A 16,514-nucleotide genomic window follows, 5' to 3' on the forward strand; every position below is an offset into this window, starting at 1 on the left:
TTGTCGGCGAGCGCGTAATCCCAGTAGGTTGGATCTTAACAATGTTGTCCGAGAGGGCGATGTCGTGTGTTGCCGTTCAAGGGATCGAACCCACCAGGGAGCAAAGACGATGACAAGTAGAGAGTCGACCTCAATTAATCTATTGGCTGCATTGTTTTTATTCTTTTATGCGCTTCCTTCTGCCTGGGCCGCCGAGGCCACTGATGAAATAAACGCAATAAACGCCCAGGAGAAAGTAGAAACATTGGGGCAGGAATTGACTAAAGATCTTACCCCTGGCGTCCTGTATCAGCTGGACTGGGGCAACCCGCAGCATTATCAACTTTATAAGGCACAACAACTCCTGACAGGGCATACAAAAGCACAGGCGCCCGAAATGTTCAGGCGCCTGGAAGCTGCGCACAAACAGCGGGTGAAAGCGCTCGCTGTTTCCGGCGCAAAGCCTGACGCAGTAAAACCAGTTGTCTTCCCTGAGACGTCCAGTGATGCCGACGCTCCTTTGCAAGACCTTCAATTCATCTCGGAGCTTTCGCGCTCCAATGCTACTGCAACCAGTTCAGCGGTCACGTACAGCTCTGAAGCCATTTCGACCGTTGCGAACGGCAGCGAGAGAAACTCTGTCACGCTCATTATGTATAACGACCTCACGGGTGATTTCATTGCCTCGAAAAACGCCACTGATCTGACGAACCTTCCTGAACTACGCGTTAACGTGAGTGCCTCGGTGGATCCAACGATTCCCGTTCGCGCTGTCGCTTTCTTCAACATGATCCCCAAGGACAGTGACGACGAGTTCCCGCCGACGCTCGTCATGAAGGCAGTCAGTTCAACGGGTATCGTTGACGCTTGTATGACAGAGCCCAGGCCTTGTACAAGAGACGCCAATGGCAAATGTGTCATTTCTGCTCCTGCCGCTACGGAAGTCTGCAGCAATAAACTCCCTGACAACGATACACCCATCAAGATGTGCTGGAACCGCCACAGCCGTGAAGAGTGCGATTATTGGGCAAGCCAGAACAAGCCTGCTAACTATCTGATTCCCGTTTCTGGCTACGCTCTCGCCGAAGGAAAAACCGAATCTACGGTAACTGGCGAAACGGCGATCTATCTAGTAAACCCGAGCGGTGGCGGCTGTCGGGTACACTCCAGAGCTGAAAGTATTGCTGACGAATGGACATCTGACGGTAATGGAAAGCTGAGCTTCAATTACGAGGCCGAAAAGTTCAAGCGCAACCCGTCATGCCTGACCAACAATAAAGACTCGCTCGTCAACTTCTACATGACCAACATGCTCTACCTTCCAGGAACGCCAGAAGATCCCATGCCACGAAACGTAACGCTTGTATTTACCAGCGATAAGCGATCCGCAGGAAACCCCGGCAGGGAGATCATCCCTCAACTCCGAATCATGGAAGGTTGTGTAGCAGGGGGTACATTGATCACCCTGGCGTCGGGCGAGACAAAAAAAATCGAAGAGATCGTCTCGGGAGACAAGGTCAAGACACCGCATGGCGTGCGCACGGTCAGTGAAAGAACCACGGGTACAGAAAATGGCTCCATGCTTGAGATACGCACTACCGGCCAGACCCTGCATGTCACACCGACCCACCCCATCATGCGAGCGATTCAAATCGGGAGTGCCGTGAGAAACATGGAGGTGCAGGCACGGGAAATCCAGGTAGGCGACAAGTTGGCCGGTGACGGACCTCCGATCACGGTGACATTCGTCGGTTATGTCGAGGCTCAGGCCACCCCGGTATACAACTTGCAATTCAAAGGTGGCGTCGAAGGCAGTTATTACGCCAACGGCATTTTGTCGGGTAACCTCGCTACGCAAAATATGCTGGCAGATCTCAAAAGCAGAGCGCCACTTCGCAGCCCTGCGCAACTGCGAGCAAACGTCCATCCGGCGTTCTTGGCTGATTACGACAACCAGCAAAAACAAAAGGCGCAGCAGTCCTCTGACGTGAGCGGCACTTCACAGGAGGTCGGCAATGCAACGCGGTAACGATGCACTCAGGCTCTCCATCGTTCAGGCCGTTTACGAGACAGACTGCCTGCGTGTGGCATGGAGCCCTCTCGAATTGGACACGCCTGCAGGTTGGGTGATCACATTGGGTCATCAGGACACAGGCGGCTGGACGCCGTTGAAACACCAATTCATTCCAGACGGTGCAGCTACCGTTGGGGTATTACCTCTGTCCGAACCCCTGAGCGCGATACGTGAATATCGCGTCACCGTGATGGCCTTGCGGGAGAGTGGGGAAACAGAGAGCAGCGCTCCACTGCCCCTGCCAACCCTCCAGCCGATCCTGCACTCGGCGATATACGATGGCGAGACCCTGCGCGTTGGTTGGCAGCCTTCCAGCCAGGCTCTTCTGGGCTATGAGATCGTCGTGTCATCGACGATCAGCGGTACGACATTCGTCATTCCAATCAGTGGAGCGGGTAGCGCCAGTGCTGTCGTGGGCAATTCGCAACTGGGCGGGGGGCTGGGCAATGACCAAGGCTGGACAGTCGGCGTGGAGGCTGTGGTTCGCGAGAATACCCGCGCCCGATCGGAGCTGATTCATTTCCCGTCATGCATGACCCCGCCGAATCTGGAGCAGAGCCCGCTCTATCGTGGTGGAAACCGCATCGCAGTCGCATGGTTTTCCCTGGACCCCAGAGAGATCGTGCAATACCAGCTGAGCCTGCACAGTGCGCTTACCGGCACGCATTACGACATGGCCCTGCCCGCGGGATACGAGCTCGCCGACTTGCCACTGTCCTCGCCACTGCCGGAGTTTGATGCGTTCAGCTTTACCCTCACGGCCCTGACTGCAAAAGGCGCAGGCATCAGCACCAAGCCTTTGCGCGTCGTAGCAGACAGGCCCGACATCACCTCAGTGGTGTTGGACAACGAGGGCGTCGATGTGGCCTGGAACATGTCGAACAGTCTGGAGATCACTCACTACATCGTGCAGGTGTTTTCGCCAGAGACCGCCATGGTCGCCGCCTCTGCGCGCGTCGATGCCCCCCGGACCCACGAGCGCTTGTCGCTGAAAGCGCCGCTTAGGACCGACAAGAAGTGGGTGTGTCAGGTCATTGCCTATCCTGGGTCTGGAGTAGGGACGGAAGGCGATTGGGTGCCGATGGTTACTGGGACTCCATTGGTTACCTTGCTCCGACCGAGAGTAGGGGTCGTGGATGTCACCTGGTCGCCTCCGGAATCGGTAGTAGCGCCTGAAGGCACATGGGTGTCGATTACTCGCGCAGGTAATGTCATCAGTCAGGATCGGGTCGCTGGCTGCAGTGCCCAGATGATGATTCCAGTGTTTGATGCGAACCTGGATCAATCGCTGAGCGTACAGCTGACGCCTATCTGTGGCAAAGCGTCCAGCAGGACGCAATGGCAAGCGGAGCAAACTGCTCCGGCTCTCTGACACGTGGGCGGATGACGGGGCTGCGTCAAGGAGAGCAGGCCCGTCGCTGCCGAGTATGCCCGCCTGGAACGTCACGGGTGCCTGCGCAGCAATTCATCGCTACAATGCCGCCCTAAACCGTGACAGCACGAACCTATAACGACATGTCCCTTCCAAAGAATCACCTGGAACTGCTCAGCCCTGCCCGCGATGTGGCCATCGCCCGCGAGGCCATTCTGCATGGCGCCGACGCCATCTATATCGGCGGCCCGAGCTTCGGCGCGCGGCACAACGCGTGCAACGAGGTCGGCGATATCGCCGAGTTGGTGGAGTTCGCCCGGCGCTACCACGCGCGGGTCTTCACCACGATCAATACCATCCTCCACGACAACGAGCTGGAGCCTGCACGCAAGCTGATCCACCAGCTGTACGACGCCGGTGTCGATGCATTGATCGTCCAGGACCTGGGGGTGATGGAGCTGGACATCCCACCGATCGAGTTGCACGCCAGTACACAGACCGACATTCGCACCCTAGAGCGCGCCAGATTCCTCGACCAGGCCGGCTTCTCCCAGTTGGTGCTGGCCCGTGAACTGAACCTGCAGCAGATCCGCGCCATCGCCGCCGAGACCGATGCTGCCATCGAGTTCTTCATTCACGGCGCGTTGTGCGTGGCCTTCTCCGGCCAATGCAACATTTCCCACGCCCAGACCGGCCGCAGCGCCAACCGGGGTGATTGCTCCCAGGCCTGTCGCCTGCCCTACACCCTCAAGGACGATCAGGGCCGGGTGGTTGCCTTCGAGAAGCACCTACTGTCGATGAAGGACAACAACCAGACTGCCAACCTGCGTGACCTGGTCGACGCCGGCGTGCGCTCATTCAAGATCGAAGGCCGCTACAAGGACATGGGCTATGTGAAGAACATCACCGCCCACTACCGCAAGGAGCTGGATGCGATTCTCGAAGATCGCCCGGACCTGGCCCGCGCATCGAGCGGTCGTACCCAGCACTTCTTCGTACCGGACCCGGACAAGACCTTCCACCGCGGCAGCACCGACTACTTCGTCAGCGACCGCAAGATCGACATCGGTGCCTTCGATTCGCCCACCTTCACCGGCTTGCCAGTGGGTGTGGTGGAAAAGGTCGGCAAGCGTGACCTGATGGTGGTCACCGAGGTCCCGCTGACCAACGGTGACGGCCTGAACGTGCTGGTCAAGCGTGAAGTGGTGGGCTTCCGGGCCAACATCGCCGAGCCACGTGGCGAGTTCGAGGACGATGGCCAGACACGCTACCGTTATCGCGTCGAGCCCAACGAGATGCCCGAAGGCTTGCACAAGCTGCGGCCGAATCACCCACTGTCGCGCAACCTTGACCATAACTGGCAGCAGGCGCTGCAACGCACCTCGTCCGAGCGCCGCGTCGCGGTTCAGTGGCATGTCGTGCTGACCGAGCAACGCCTGGCGCTGAGTGTCACCAGCGAGGAAGGCGTCACCGTGCAGGTTGCCCTGGACGGCCCGTTCGGCGCGGCCAACAAACCGCAGCAGGCGCTGGATCAGTTGCACGACCTGCTGGGCCAACTGGGCACCACCCAGTACCACGCCGAGGCCATCGAGCTCGATGCCCCGCAGGCGTACTTCATCCCCAACTCGCAACTCAAGGCCCTGCGTCGTGAGGCTATCGAAATGCTCACCGAGGCACGGGTCAAGGCGCACCCGCGCGGTAGCCGCAAGGCCGAGACCACGCCTCCCCCGGTCTATCCCGAAGCGCACCTGTCGTTCCTGGCCAACGTCTATAACCAGAAAGCCCGTGACTTCTATCATCGCCATGGGGTGAAGTTGATCGATGCAGCGTTCGAGGCCCACGAGGAGCACGGCGAGGTGCCGGTGATGATCACCAAGCACTGCCTGCGCTTCTCCTTCAACCTGTGCCCCAAGCAGGCCAAGGGCGTTACCGGTGTACGCACCAAGGTCGCGCCAATGCAGCTGATTCATGGCGACGAAGTGCTGACCCTGAAATTCGACTGCAAGCCGTGCGAAATGCACGTGGTCGGCCGGATGAAAGACCACATCATCGACCTGCCAACCCCAGGCAGCGCGGTGAGCCAGGTGGTTGGGCACATCAGCCCGGAAGACTTGCTCAAGACCATCGTGCGCGCGCCGCACTGAGGCCGAGCACGACTGCTGCCTCCGCCTCCCGGTGAAGTTTCGAGGCAGGCAAGGATTGCCTGCCTGCCGCGCACGAACGCAGATTGATCCGGAAATAACTACGGGTACAAACCCGAAATTCTTGCCTCAGCCTACTGTTGCGGTGCCGAGCTACCCCGGCACCGCGCAGCATCACTTACGAGCGGCCGCCCTTGCGGCCCATGTCGTCGTTCTGCTTGTTGCCACCGGACTGCTGGCCGCCTTTGCGACCGGCTTCGGACGCTTTTTCCCGGTCGTTGGCGAAGTTGCCAGGATTTTTGGTACCACCCTGACTGCCAGTCTTGTTCTGGTTATTGGCCATGGTCTTGCACCTCTTGTGGCTGTGGGATATGCACGGGCGTTTGCCGTACATAAGTTCGGAGCATCGCAGCAGCAGGGGATTCGGTTTATTACCGATCTGGCAGACCGGTGGCGCTAAAGGTGCAGCGACGCTGTATTTGGCGCGAGGTGCTTTGAGTTACGGGGCGTTTTCGAGGCTACGCTGGCGACGGCCCAGCCAGGCGCCGGTAACGCCCCAGCCAAGCGCGAGGATGGCGCCGATCGACATGGCCAACTGCGGATGCTCGCCCAGCAGGTCCAGGCCGCGCTTGACCCAACCGCTCAAGGCATCGCCGCCGCGGTAGACCACGGTGTCGATAAAGTTCTTGGCTTTGTACTTCTCATCAGCGGGCAAGACGGTGAAGAGCATCTCCCGTCCCGGGCGCACCAGGGCGTACTCGCCTGCACGACGCACGACCATCACGAAAACGAACACCGCAAAGACCGGCGCCAGCGCCAGCCAGATGAAACCGACCGCCATCACCAGTGGCACGCCCACCAGTAACACACCGACACCCAGGCGCCGGGCCAGGCGTCCGGTGAGAAAGACCTGGGTGAATATCGCCAGCGTTTGCACGACTGTGTCGATCAGGCCAAAGACTTGTGTCTGCCGTGTACGGTCGCTGAACGTCTCGCTGACGATACGGGCCTGCTCGAAATACAGGAAGGTGCTGACGCTGGCCAGCAGTATGACGAACAACGCGATACCCAGCAGGTAGGGCGACCGCAGCACGGCGGTGGCGCCGGAAAACGGATTGCCACCCAGTGGCCGCGAGGCTGGATGCGCGGTGATGGCCGGCAGCGGATGACGCTCACGCCAGTGTTGCACGTAGAGCGCAGCGCCTATGCTGCCAAGCAGGCAGACGCCCGCCAGCACCAACAAACCCGCGTGCCCGAGGGGAGAAACCAGCAGAGTGCCAAGAATCGGCCCGCTCAGGCCGCCAAGGCTTGCACCCGCCGCCAGCAGGCCGAACAGGCGCTTGCCCTGCTCGCTGGAAAACAGGTCTGCCAGTACGCTCCAGGCCAGGGAGATGGCCAGCAGGTTGAACACCGACAGCCAGATATAAAAAGCCCGTGCATTCCAGAGGTCATCTGGATCACGGGCAAAGAGCACAGCAAACAACAGCAGGTTGCTGGTAAAGAAGGCGTAGGTCCACGGCAGGATGCGCCGCCGCTTCACCCGTGAAGCGAGCCAGCCGAATAGCGGCAGGCAGGCCAGGGTCGCAATGAAGGTGCCGGTGAACAGCCATTGCAGATTGTCCACACCTCCTGCCACGCCCATGGTTTCGCGGACGGGGCGCAGCATGAAATACCCCGTGAACAGCAGGTAGAACAGCGCAAGGCCTGCGACCACTGCCGGGCCTTCGCCGGGCTGGATGTTGAGGCTCTGGTCCAGGCGCCGCCGCAAGTCGCTCATGGCGTCAGGCAAATTGCCTGATGAGCGCCTGGCGCTGGGCTTCGCTCAGCAACGGCCCGCTGCCAGCCTTGAGCTGGTCAAGCTGACGGTCCGGGCGGCCGGTCGCAGGAATTACCGTGGTCACCGCCGGGTGACTGATGGCGAACTTCAGGAACAGCTGCGCCCAACTGCCGATACCCGCCTCGCCCGCCCAAGATGGCAATGCCTGATCCTTGACCCGGGCGAACAGCCGGCCATCGTCGAAAGCACGGTTGACCAGCACCGCGACGCCTTTGTCCTGGCACAGCGGCAGCAGCTCGCGCGCGGCATCCGGAGCGTTCACCGAGTAGTTGATCTGGATGAAATCCAGCGGCTCGCTGCGCACGATGCGCGCCACCTCATCCTGCCCACTGTTGAGATAGTGAGTGATGCCCACATAGCGCGTCTTGCCTTGCTGCTTCAACTCCCGGGCATAGGGTAGCTGGGTCTGCCAGTCGCGCAGGTTGTGGATCTGCAGCAAGTCGACCTTGTCGGTGCGCAGGCTGGAAAGGCTTTGCACCCATTGCCGTTCGGCCCCTTCCCGGCTGTCGGCAGCGATCTTGGTGGCGATGAAACACTGACGGTGCCAGCCGCCCTCCTCCAGCAACTGGCCGAGAATGGCGTCGGCACCGCCGTAGTTGGGCGAGGTGTCGATGACCTTGCCGCCGCCTTTGAAGAACGCCTCGAGCACAAGCTTGAGCTGTTGGTACTGGGCAGAGCCGGCCTGGACCTCGAAACTACCGGAAGTGCCGGCACCGATGACCGGCAAGGCCTCACCGGTGGCGGGGATCTTGCGGGTCAGCAGGCCGCTGCCGGACTCGGCGCGCAGCCAAGGGCTCAGGGCCAGTGCGCCAAGCGCGGCGCTGGCACGCAGGACATCGCGACGTGCGTACATGAAGGAGGCTCCCGTTTACAGGGGGAAACCTTCAAGGCTAGTCGCTCGACCCTGCGATGCGCAGCGATTCTGTATCGGGATATTTAACCGAGCAACAGGCGCAGGTCCAGGCCTTCAGCCCCCATTGGCGGGCACCAGTAGTAGCCGCCGGTCAGTGGTCGGCTGAAGCGGTACAAGGCATCGACCACGCCATCTTCCAGGCCACTCATGCGCCGCAGCTGGACTTCGAAGGCATCGAACGAGCGGCCCAGGGCGACGAAGGCCAGCCCTGCGCCACGGTTGTCGGCCCAGGCCACCGAACGGCGCACCATGAAGGCCCCGGGGTCATAGCTTTCCTGCGCGGTACGCTTGACGTGGGCCGACTCCGGCGCGTCTTCCAGCTCTTCGTTGTCGCTCAGGCGACGGCCAATGATGTCATCCTGCTCTGGCTGAGGCAGCGACTTGAAGTAGTTGAGATCGTGTTTCCACAGCTGGAACGCAGCGAAACTGGAACCTGCCAGGCCCGCTTGCTCACCCGCCACGATGGCTGCGTCGACAGCATCGTTGTCCCGCGGGTTTTCGGTGCCGTCTTCATAGCCGGTCAGATCGTGTCCGCCGTGGTGCAGAAAACCATCGACACTGTCGACCAGTGTGAAAGCCGGCGCCAGGGCCTGCTCCAGGGCTTGGGCACGCAGGAACAGATCACCACGCGCGTCATCACGCAGCCAGAGCCACAGGGCATGCTGGGTGGCCGGGTTTTCGACCGCTGCGTCCAGCTGCGGGAAACTGCGCAAGCCCGGGACATCGCGCCCCAGTGCCTTGGCCAGCGGCGCGCCGACGGCCAGGATCAGGCTGTGGCCGTCGACTTGCTGCAACAAGGCATCCAGAACGGCAGGCAACGCCTCCCCCGTATGCAGGGCAAAGAACAGGTGACGGGCGTGGGCCGGCACCGGAGTGGCGAGCAGACCTTGCTGGAACGACATGACGAGCTAATCCTTCGGCAAAAGCGCGAATCCTACTGTGCTCGGCAGCCCATCGCAACGCGTCAGGTCGCGGCGAGGTGTGGCTCATCCAGAAATAATCAGTTACCAAAGGCTGGCACTTTGCGATTAGCTGATCGATGGAGCCTGCCTACACTCTGCGCAATCCCTCGCCCACGAGCATGCCGATGACCGCCTCCCCCTTGCTGACTGCCTTCCTGCCCATCGCCCTGGGCATCATCATGCTGGGCCTGGGGTTGTCGCTGACCCTCGCCGACTTCGCCCGAGTGGTGAAGTATCCCAAGCCCGTGCTGGTCGGCCTGGCCTGTCAGATCCTGTTGCTGCCGTTCATCTGCTTCCTGATCGCCAACGGGTTTGGCCTGGAGGCCGCGCTGGCAGTGGGCCTGATGCTCTTGGCCGCATCGCCGGGCGGGACTACCGCGAACCTGTTCAGCCACCTGGCACATGGCGACGTGGCACTGAACATCACGCTGACGGCGGTCAACTCGCTGATCGCCATCCTCACCATGCCACTGCTGGTCAACCTGTCGCTGATCTACTTCATGGAGTCGGACCAGGCCATCCCGCTGCAATTTGCCAAGGTCATGCAGGTGTTTGCCATCGTCCTGCTGCCCGTGGGCCTGGGCATGCTGATCCGCCGCTACGCACCGGGCTTTGCCGCGCGGATGGAGAAACCGATGAAGCTGGTAGCCGCGTTGTTTCTGGCCTTCACCATCGTTTTGGCACTGGCCAAGGACTGGCAGACAGTGGTGGAGTACGCGCCGGTGGTGGGTGTCGCCGCGCTGTTGTTCAACGTGATCAGCCTGGGGCTGGGGTATTGGGTGCCACGCCTGTTACGCATCCCGAAACGCCAGGCGATCGCCATTGGTATGGAGATCGGCATTCACAACGGCACCTTGGCCATCGCGCTGGCGTTGAGTCCCAGCCTGCTGAACAACCCCACCATGGCCGTGCCGGCAGCGATCTACAGCCTGATCATGTTCTTCACAGCTGCAGCCTTTGGCTGGTGGGTGAGTCGAGGGCACAAAGAGGCCATTGCCGTGCAGGAAACCACGAATTGAAGCCTGCGCGACTCAGTCGCCCCGCCGCGCGCGCAACTGGCGCTTGAGCTCGCGCAGCGGCGGCGCGTAGAAGAAGCCGAACGACACGCTACCTTCGCGTCCTTTCACCGCGTGATGAAGCCGATGCGCCCGGTACAGGCGTTTGAGGTAGCGCTGCATGGGTTTGGGTTTACGCGGCCAGTGCCGATGGAAGAAACCGTCGTGGGCCACCACGTACAGCACGCCATAGCCCGCGACACCTCCACCGACCCACTGCAGGGGCGCGTAGCCGGCCTTGCCCAGGGCCATCAGGCCAGCGGCGATCAGGGCCAGTGCCACCAGGTAGAGGTCATTGGTCTCGAGCACACCCAGGTGCGGCTCATGGTGCGAGCGGTGCAGCCACCAGCCCCAGCCGTGCATGACGTACTTGTGGGCCAGTGTGCCGACACCCTCCATGGCCACCAGGGCGGCGAGCAGCACGGCGATGTTGAACAGCATGGGACAGTCCGGCGTGGATGGTGAAAGGCGCCAAGGTTACCACCGCTGATGAACGCACCGGAAACGGTAGGAGGTTTCGGCAATGAAGCAATTGTCATGAATTCGCCCTTGATTCTGAGCAACTGCAGGCGTAAGGTCCGCGACGCACTTATGCATCCCCTACAGGAGTCCTGCATTGGACAGTAGCCCCAGTCGATTGCGACAGGTCCACACGGCAAGCTAGTCCGGCAGCATTCCTGCCGCTGTCTTGCCGAATACGGTAGACGGCGGTCCATCTCGCCTGCGAAGGCAGATTTCCCCCTCTTCTTTCCCCGCTCAGCCAGCGCTTGCCGGCGAGTGTCGTGGTCCTGCGCGCTCATTCATTTTATTGGCGTCACATTTGCCAGTGGCGCATGTGCGGGCCGTTGCCCGTGGAAAGAGGTTTGCTATGGATTGGAAAGTATTTCTGCTGCGCGTCAGCGTGGCCCTCGTACTCGGCGCCCTGATCGGCGCCGAACGTCAACTGCGCCAGCGCCTGACCGGCCTTCGCACCAATGCGCTGGTCAGCACCGGTGCCTGCCTGTTCGTGCTGATGACCCAGGCGGTACCCGGCATGGAATCCAGCGACGCCTCGCGCATCGCCGCGTATGTCGTGTCCGGCATCGGCTTTCTCGGTGGTGGCGTGATCATGCGCGATGGTTTCAACGTGCGCGGCCTGAACACCGCTGCCACGCTCTGGTGCACCGCGGCCATCGGTGTGCTGTGCAGCCTGGGGCTGTTGCTGGAGGCAACCCTGGGCAGCCTGGTGGTGCTGTGTGCCAACATCCTGCTGCGCGACATCGCCCAGCGCCTGGACCGCCAGGACGTCGTGCCCGCCAGTGAAGTCGAGCAACGCTTCGAGGTGCGCATCGTCTGCCGGGCAGAAGACGAGATCCAGGTGCGCAGCCTGATGCTGCACAGCCTCAGTGACCCGGGCCTGCGCCTGCAGTCGCTGCACAGCGAAGACCTGCACGACCCGCTGCGCCTGGAGGTGCGCGCCGAACTGCTGGGCACGCCACAGGCGCCTGCACAACTGGAGCGCCTGGTGAGCCGGGTGAGCCTGGAGAAAGGCGTCAGTTCAGTGCGCTGGCAGCTTTACGCCCAGCCCGTGGTGGTCGACTAGGCATCATCGCGCAAATGCCGTTCCCTGAGTTCCTGCCGCTCCTTGGCTTCTATGCACAGGGTCGCGGTCGGACGCAGCAGCAGGCGGCGCAGGCCGATCGGCTCGCCGGTTTCCTCACACCAGCCGTAATCCCCCTTGGCCAGGCGCTCCAACGCCTGGTCGATCTTGTCCAGCAGGCGCTTCTCTCGCTCAAGGGTGCGCAACTGCCAGTGCCGCTCCTCCTCGGCACTGCCAAGATCGGCCGGGTCGCTGTGCACTTCCTGCTCGCGCAACGCTTGGAAGTCCTGCTCTATGCGCTCCTGCAACTCCACCCGCTGCCCCAGCAACAGGTTACGAAAGTACTGGCGCTGGGGCTCGTTCATGTAGGCCTCGGCCGGCTGGCGGAGCAAGTCTTCTTCAGTCATGGGGCACACTCGTGCAATAAAGGAGTCATCGATCGAACATCAGCGGCAGGCCCTGGCAGCGTGGCTGCACCTGGCCTTGGTGCCAGGCCAGCTGGCCGGATACCACGGTGGTACGCACCACATGCTGCAGGTGTCGATGCTGAAAAGGTGTCCAGCCGCAGTGGGCCAGGATCGGGTCATCGGCGACCGGGCGCGGTTGCGCCAGGCGCTCGACCAGCGCCAGGTCCGCCCAGTAACCTTCGCGCAGAAAACCGCGCTCGCGTATGGCGAACAGGCGGGCCACTGCGTGGCTGGTCTTGTCGACCAACTGGGTCAGGCTCAGCACACCCTCGCTGACCAGCTCCAGCGCTGCCGGCAAGGCATGCTGCACCAACGGCAGCCCCGAGGGCGCGCGGCCATAGACTCGCCGCTTTTCCTCGAGCGTATGCGGGGCATGATCGGTTCCGATCACGTCGATCACATCGCCGGCCAGAGCCTGGCGCAGTGCGTCACGGTCGGCACGGGTCTTGATGGCCGGATTGCATTTGATCAGATGGCCGAGCTGCGCGTAGTCACTGTCGTCGAACAGCAGGTGGTGCAGGCAGACCTCGGCGGTGATGTGCTTGTCGCGTACCGGGCCAGCGGCGAACAGCGCCAGTTCGCGCGCGGTGGTCAGGTGCAGTACGTGCAGGCGTGTACCGAAACGCCTGGCCATGTCCACGGCCATCGACGAGGAGCGATAGCAGGCTTCGGCATCGCGAATCAGCGGGTGAGCGGCCGCAGGAATGAATTCGCCATGGCGTTCACGCCACAGCGCCTCGTTGGCCAGAATGCTGGGGGTGTGCTCGCAGTGGGCCAGCAGGATGGTCGGGCAGTAGATGAACAGCCGCTCGAGCACCTGCGGGTCGTCCACCAGCATGTTGCCGGTGGACGCGCCCATGAACACCTTGACCCCGGCGACTTCACGCGGGTCGAGCGCGGCGATGGTGTCCAGGTTGTCGCGACTGACCCCGAAGTGGAAGCCGTAGTTGGCCTGCGAGCTGGCCGCGGCGCGGCGTTTCTTGTCGGCCAGCGCCGCAGTGGTGAGGGTTGGCGGGTCGGTGTTGGGCATGTCCATGAAGCTGGTGATGCCACCCGCCACCGCAGCCCGCGACTCACTGGCAATGCTCCCTTTGTGCCCTGCCCCGGGTTCGCGAAAGTGCACCTGGTCATCGATCATGCCCGGCAGCAGCCATTGCCCTTGCGCATCGATCTCGACCTTAGCGCGCACGCCTTCGATGCTCGCGGCGATCTTGTCGATGCGCCCACGGGCGACCAGCAGGTCAGCCTCGAACTCGCGCCCTTCGTTGACCAGCCGTGCGTTGCGTATCAGCAGGTCGGCCATGATCAGAACTCGTTCTGCAGGGCCTTGTAGCCCTGGACCAGGTCGATGTTGGTGCGGGCGACATCCTCGGAGAACTCCGAGGCCGACACGCTGACGGGTGGGTAGCGATCGAGATCGGTGTGCGGGCCGATATGTTCGGTGGGCGGTACGTAGAAGCGCTCTGGCAGGTCGCGACCATCGACCACCGAGTTGTGACGCACGACGCTGCCATCACCCACGCGGCAATTGAACAGCACGCTGTTGAAGCCGATGAACACCCGATCGCCGACCACGCAGGGGCCATGCACGATGGAGCGGTGGGCGATGGAGGTGTACTCGCCGATGCTCACCGCCGCTCCGGACTTGGAGTGAATGACCACACCATCCTGAATGTTGGAGTTGGCGCCGATGACGATCGGCTCCATGTCCCCGGTGGCGTCCACCTCGTCGGCGCGGATGACCGCGTAGGGGCCGACGAACACATGGTCCTTGATGATGACCTTGCCGCAGATGATCGCGGTCTTGTCGATGTAGGCTGATTCGGCGATCTGTGGGAGGTGGCCGGAGGGGTTTCTGCGGATCACGGTAGGTTTCCTGAGACAAGCTGATTCCAGCAAATGTTACGTTATAACAGTTTACTTGCAACCCCCTCCCCTCATTCCTCTCCCGCAGAGCATGACGCCGGTGAGAAATTTCAAACTTTCGCCGCCGACCGGCGCTCAACCGTTTGCGACACCGATGTCGCGACCACGGACAAGGAGAGACACATGAATACTCTGTTCCTCAAGCGAGCCGGTCTGTGCATGGCCATGGGCCTTGCCTCGGTGCAGGTGATGGCCGCTTCCTCCGACGACTTCGTCGATGCGGCGACCGAGGCAGGTATCGCTGAAGTCGTAACCGGCAACCTGGCGCTGGAAAAGAGCAAGGACGCGGAGATCAAGACCTTCGCCCAGCAGATGGTCACCGATCACACCCAGGCCAACCAGAAACTCGGTGATATCGCCCGCAAGCTGGATATCAGCGTGCCTGACGAGGCTGCGCTCACCGACAAGGTCAAGAAGATGATCCTGGAATGGCGCGACGAGTCGTTCGACAAGTCCTATGTCAACAATCAGGTCGATGCCCACGAGAAAGCCGTGGAGCTGTTCAAGAAGGAAGCCGCATCGTCCGACAAGCCGCAGCTCAAGGCTTTCGCCAGCGAGACCCTGCCCACCCTCGAGAAGCACCTGGAGCACGCCAAACAGCTTCAGGCCAAGCACGGCAAGTGATCCACAGGTAACCAGAGAGGCTTGATATGAGTAATGATGCTCTGCGCGCCGAAGTACTGACTCGGCTACTGCACGCCCACCCTGAAGGCCTGGGCAAGGAAGTGCTGGACAACTACCGCGGCGAAAAGGCGGTGGCCGGAATGCTCAAGACGCTTCAGGAGGCCGGCTTGATCCATGATGGCAGCGTCAATGTCGATGCCGATCACCAGATCAGCGTGCGTTATCCAATCAAGTTGTCCAGTGCCGGCGTAGACGCAGCGCGCCAGCTCGACAACTGAACCATCGGGCCTGCGGCGCGGCACGTGCTGCCGCGTGCGCACGCCCAGAAGGTCATGACTCGATCACTTACCTTTCTTCTCGTGATCACGGGGTGGCTTTGCCGGACCTTGCGGGTCGACTTGCGGATCCTCCAGGTCGGGGGAGTCCGGATCAAAACCCAGATCCTGCTTGCTGGACGCCTTGTCGGATGAGTGAGGCCCTTGCGCGGGGTGTGGACGTTTCTGTTCGCTCATAGTGCGTTCTCCGTAACGGTGTCTACAGAAGAAAGCGCGGGCCTGGCGAAGTTTGATTTATCTACGCGCCCTTTGCCTGGAAGGTCTCCAGCTGCGCACAGCGTGCCTCGCTCTGTATCAGACGATCCTGCAGACGCTCGATCAGGCGCATCTGTTCGGCGCAGATGTCACGCTGACCCACCAGCGCCTGACGCTCGCCGTCCAACTGCCGACGCACCTCCTCGCTCGCCCCCTGCGCCTGGGCCAGGATCGAGCGCAGCCCTTGAACCTGGGCATCACGCTGCTCCAATTGTTCGTCGAGTTGTTTGTGCTGGGCGCTGGCCTGTCGGTATTCGGTCAGCAGGCGCTCATTCTCACGGTGCAGGTGTGTCAGTTGTTCCTGGCGGGCGATCACGTCCTGCTGCAACTGACGCAACTCCCCTTGCGACTGCTGCAACTGCTCGTCCTTGTCGGCCAGCCTGAGCTGCAGTTCGCCCAGGGACTGGTTGAGGCTGGCGCTGCGCAGTTGCTCGGCCTGCAGGGTGGTCAGCGCCGTTTCGAGCCTTTCCGACTCGGCCGCAAGGGCGCTGGCCTGAATCTGTTGTTGCTGGTGAGCAGCAGCGAGCGCCTGTTGTGCGAGTTGCAACTGCGCCTGCAACTGTTCGCGCTGTTTATCGAATTCGGCCTGCGCGTCGCGAATACGCGCCTCCCCTTCCTCGCGCAACTGCTCGGCCAGTTGGCCGACGAAACGCCCCAACGTGTCGCTGAGCGCCGGTGAGTGTTTATCTGCCAGCGGTTGCAGCGCCTCGAGCTCCTTCATGTAGCGATGAATGGTGGTTTTCGAACCGGTGTTACCCAATTCGATACGTACTGCATCAATACTAGGATGCTCGCCCCGGGCGATCAGCGCCTGCCGTGCCTGCTGTACTGCCGCCTTGTCGATGCCGCCCCGGGCCATGCTTGCTCCTACGATTTCGTACCGTGGTATGTAGGCTGTAATTACATACTAGAACCTTAGATTTTCCCAGTAGATTCTTAGGCTCTGTACGAAATGTGCCGGAGAGCCGATTGAGCTCGCGTGAACCAGGAACCCG

17 protein-coding genes are annotated in these 16,514 nt (G+C 61.5%); 7 read left to right on the plus strand and 10 right to left on the minus strand.

Going from position 1 to position 16,514, the window contains the following annotated elements; genetic code table 11:
• The first annotated feature begins 109 nt into the window (after positions 1 to 109).
• The 3 genes from ACK3BK_RS12625 (at position 110) to ACK3BK_RS12635 (ending at position 5,569) form a co-directional block, all read left to right on the plus strand.
• Positions 110 to 2,008: a Hint domain-containing protein gene (locus ACK3BK_RS12625; protein WP_411382517.1), complete on the plus strand. Its 1,899-nt coding sequence runs from the start codon at positions 110 to 112 to the stop codon at positions 2,006 to 2,008.
• On the plus strand, positions 1,995 to 3,425 hold the full coding sequence (locus ACK3BK_RS12630; protein WP_411382518.1) for a hypothetical protein: 1,431 nt from the start codon (positions 1,995 to 1,997) through the stop codon (positions 3,423 to 3,425). Before ACK3BK_RS12625 ends, ACK3BK_RS12630 begins: the two co-directional genes overlap by 14 nt.
• 143 nt (positions 3,426 to 3,568) lie before the next feature.
• Positions 3,569 to 5,569: a peptidase U32 family protein gene (locus tag ACK3BK_RS12635; RefSeq protein ID WP_186664610.1), complete on the plus strand. Its 2,001-nt coding sequence runs from the start codon at positions 3,569 to 3,571 to the stop codon at positions 5,567 to 5,569.
• A 175-nt stretch (positions 5,570 to 5,744) separates the two neighbouring features.
• On the opposite strand, the gene ACK3BK_RS12640 is transcribed toward ACK3BK_RS12635, so the two are convergent.
• The 4 genes from ACK3BK_RS12640 to ACK3BK_RS12655 form a co-directional block, all read right to left on the minus strand.
• Complete coding sequence (locus ACK3BK_RS12640; protein WP_186664609.1) at positions 5,745 to 5,909, minus strand: general stress protein; 165 nt, start codon at positions 5,907 to 5,909, stop codon at positions 5,745 to 5,747.
• Between the two features lie 156 nt (positions 5,910 to 6,065).
• Positions 6,066 to 7,343 carry an NTP/NDP exchange transporter gene (locus tag ACK3BK_RS12645; protein ID WP_411382519.1) on the minus strand — a complete coding sequence of 426 codons (1,278 nt, stop codon included), beginning with the start codon at positions 7,341 to 7,343 and terminating at the stop codon, positions 6,066 to 6,068.
• Positions 7,344 to 7,347: 4 nt separating this feature from the next.
• A complete protein-coding gene (locus ACK3BK_RS12650; protein ID WP_186664606.1) occupies positions 7,348 to 8,256 on the minus strand; it encodes an aldo/keto reductase in 909 nt (302 codons plus the stop codon).
• A gap of 83 nt (positions 8,257 to 8,339) precedes the next feature.
• Positions 8,340 to 9,218 carry a Dyp-type peroxidase gene (locus ACK3BK_RS12655; RefSeq protein ID WP_186664605.1) on the minus strand — a complete coding sequence of 293 codons (879 nt, stop codon included), beginning with the start codon at positions 9,216 to 9,218 and terminating at the stop codon, positions 8,340 to 8,342.
• A 185-nt stretch (positions 9,219 to 9,403) separates the two neighbouring features.
• On the opposite strand from ACK3BK_RS12655, the gene ACK3BK_RS12660 reads away from it, so the two are divergent.
• On the plus strand, positions 9,404 to 10,297 hold the full coding sequence (locus tag ACK3BK_RS12660; RefSeq protein ID WP_186664604.1) for a bile acid:sodium symporter family protein: 894 nt from the start codon (positions 9,404 to 9,406) through the stop codon (positions 10,295 to 10,297).
• A gap of 12 nt (positions 10,298 to 10,309) precedes the next feature.
• Here the strand turns inward: ACK3BK_RS12660 and ACK3BK_RS12665 are convergent, their stop codons facing one another.
• The gene (locus tag ACK3BK_RS12665) at positions 10,310 to 10,774 is read right to left on the minus strand and encodes a sterol desaturase family protein (RefSeq protein WP_411382520.1); all 465 of its coding nucleotides are present in this window, start codon (positions 10,772 to 10,774) and stop codon (positions 10,310 to 10,312) included.
• A 427-nt stretch (positions 10,775 to 11,201) separates the two neighbouring features.
• On the opposite strand from ACK3BK_RS12665, the gene ACK3BK_RS12670 reads away from it, so the two are divergent.
• Positions 11,202 to 11,915: an MgtC/SapB family protein gene (locus ACK3BK_RS12670; protein WP_411382521.1), complete on the plus strand. Its 714-nt coding sequence runs from the start codon at positions 11,202 to 11,204 to the stop codon at positions 11,913 to 11,915.
• On the opposite strand, the gene dksA is transcribed toward ACK3BK_RS12670, so the two are convergent.
• Genes dksA through ACK3BK_RS12685 form a run of 3 tightly spaced genes read right to left on the minus strand, consistent with a single transcriptional unit; the run spans position 11,912 to position 14,245 of the window.
• Entirely contained in the window at positions 11,912 to 12,319 is a 408-nt protein-coding gene (dksA, locus tag ACK3BK_RS12675) for an RNA polymerase-binding protein DksA (protein WP_186709155.1), read from the minus strand. The two genes, ACK3BK_RS12670 and dksA, sit on opposite strands and share 4 nt — an antisense overlap.
• A 25-nt stretch (positions 12,320 to 12,344) precedes the next feature.
• Positions 12,345 to 13,682, minus strand: a complete 1,338-nt coding sequence (locus ACK3BK_RS12680) for a dihydroorotase (RefSeq protein WP_186709151.1) — start codon at positions 13,680 to 13,682, stop codon at positions 12,345 to 12,347.
• Between the two features lie 2 nt (positions 13,683 to 13,684).
• Positions 13,685 to 14,245 carry a carbonate dehydratase gene (locus tag ACK3BK_RS12685; protein WP_186664598.1) on the minus strand — a complete coding sequence of 187 codons (561 nt, stop codon included), beginning with the start codon at positions 14,243 to 14,245 and terminating at the stop codon, positions 13,685 to 13,687.
• Between the two features lie 183 nt (positions 14,246 to 14,428).
• Here ACK3BK_RS12685 and ACK3BK_RS12690 point away from each other — a divergent pair, with 183 nt between their 5' ends.
• Both ACK3BK_RS12690 and ACK3BK_RS12695 read left to right on the plus strand, forming a co-directional pair.
• Positions 14,429 to 14,929, plus strand: a complete 501-nt coding sequence (locus ACK3BK_RS12690) for a DUF4142 domain-containing protein (RefSeq protein ID WP_411382522.1) — start codon at positions 14,429 to 14,431, stop codon at positions 14,927 to 14,929.
• 26 nt (positions 14,930 to 14,955) lie between these two features.
• Positions 14,956 to 15,207 carry a hypothetical protein gene (locus ACK3BK_RS12695; RefSeq protein ID WP_186664596.1) on the plus strand — a complete coding sequence of 84 codons (252 nt, stop codon included), beginning with the start codon at positions 14,956 to 14,958 and terminating at the stop codon, positions 15,205 to 15,207.
• 63 nt (positions 15,208 to 15,270) lie between these two features.
• Here ACK3BK_RS12695 and ACK3BK_RS12700 read toward each other — a convergent pair whose 3' ends face one another.
• Positions 15,271 to 15,441 carry a DUF6021 family protein gene (locus ACK3BK_RS12700; RefSeq protein WP_177339335.1) on the minus strand — a complete coding sequence of 57 codons (171 nt, stop codon included), beginning with the start codon at positions 15,439 to 15,441 and terminating at the stop codon, positions 15,271 to 15,273.
• Between the two features lie 61 nt (positions 15,442 to 15,502).
• The gene (locus tag ACK3BK_RS12705; protein ID WP_411382523.1) at positions 15,503 to 16,378 is read right to left on the minus strand and encodes a DNA-binding protein; all 876 of its coding nucleotides are present in this window, start codon (positions 16,376 to 16,378) and stop codon (positions 15,503 to 15,505) included.
• Between the last annotated feature and the right edge of the window lie 136 nt (positions 16,379 to 16,514).

The sequence above is a fragment of the Pseudomonas sp. L7 genome (genome assembly GCF_046605565.1).
In the GTDB taxonomy this organism is placed as follows: domain Bacteria; phylum Pseudomonadota; class Gammaproteobacteria; order Pseudomonadales; family Pseudomonadaceae; genus Aquipseudomonas; species Aquipseudomonas wayambapalatensis.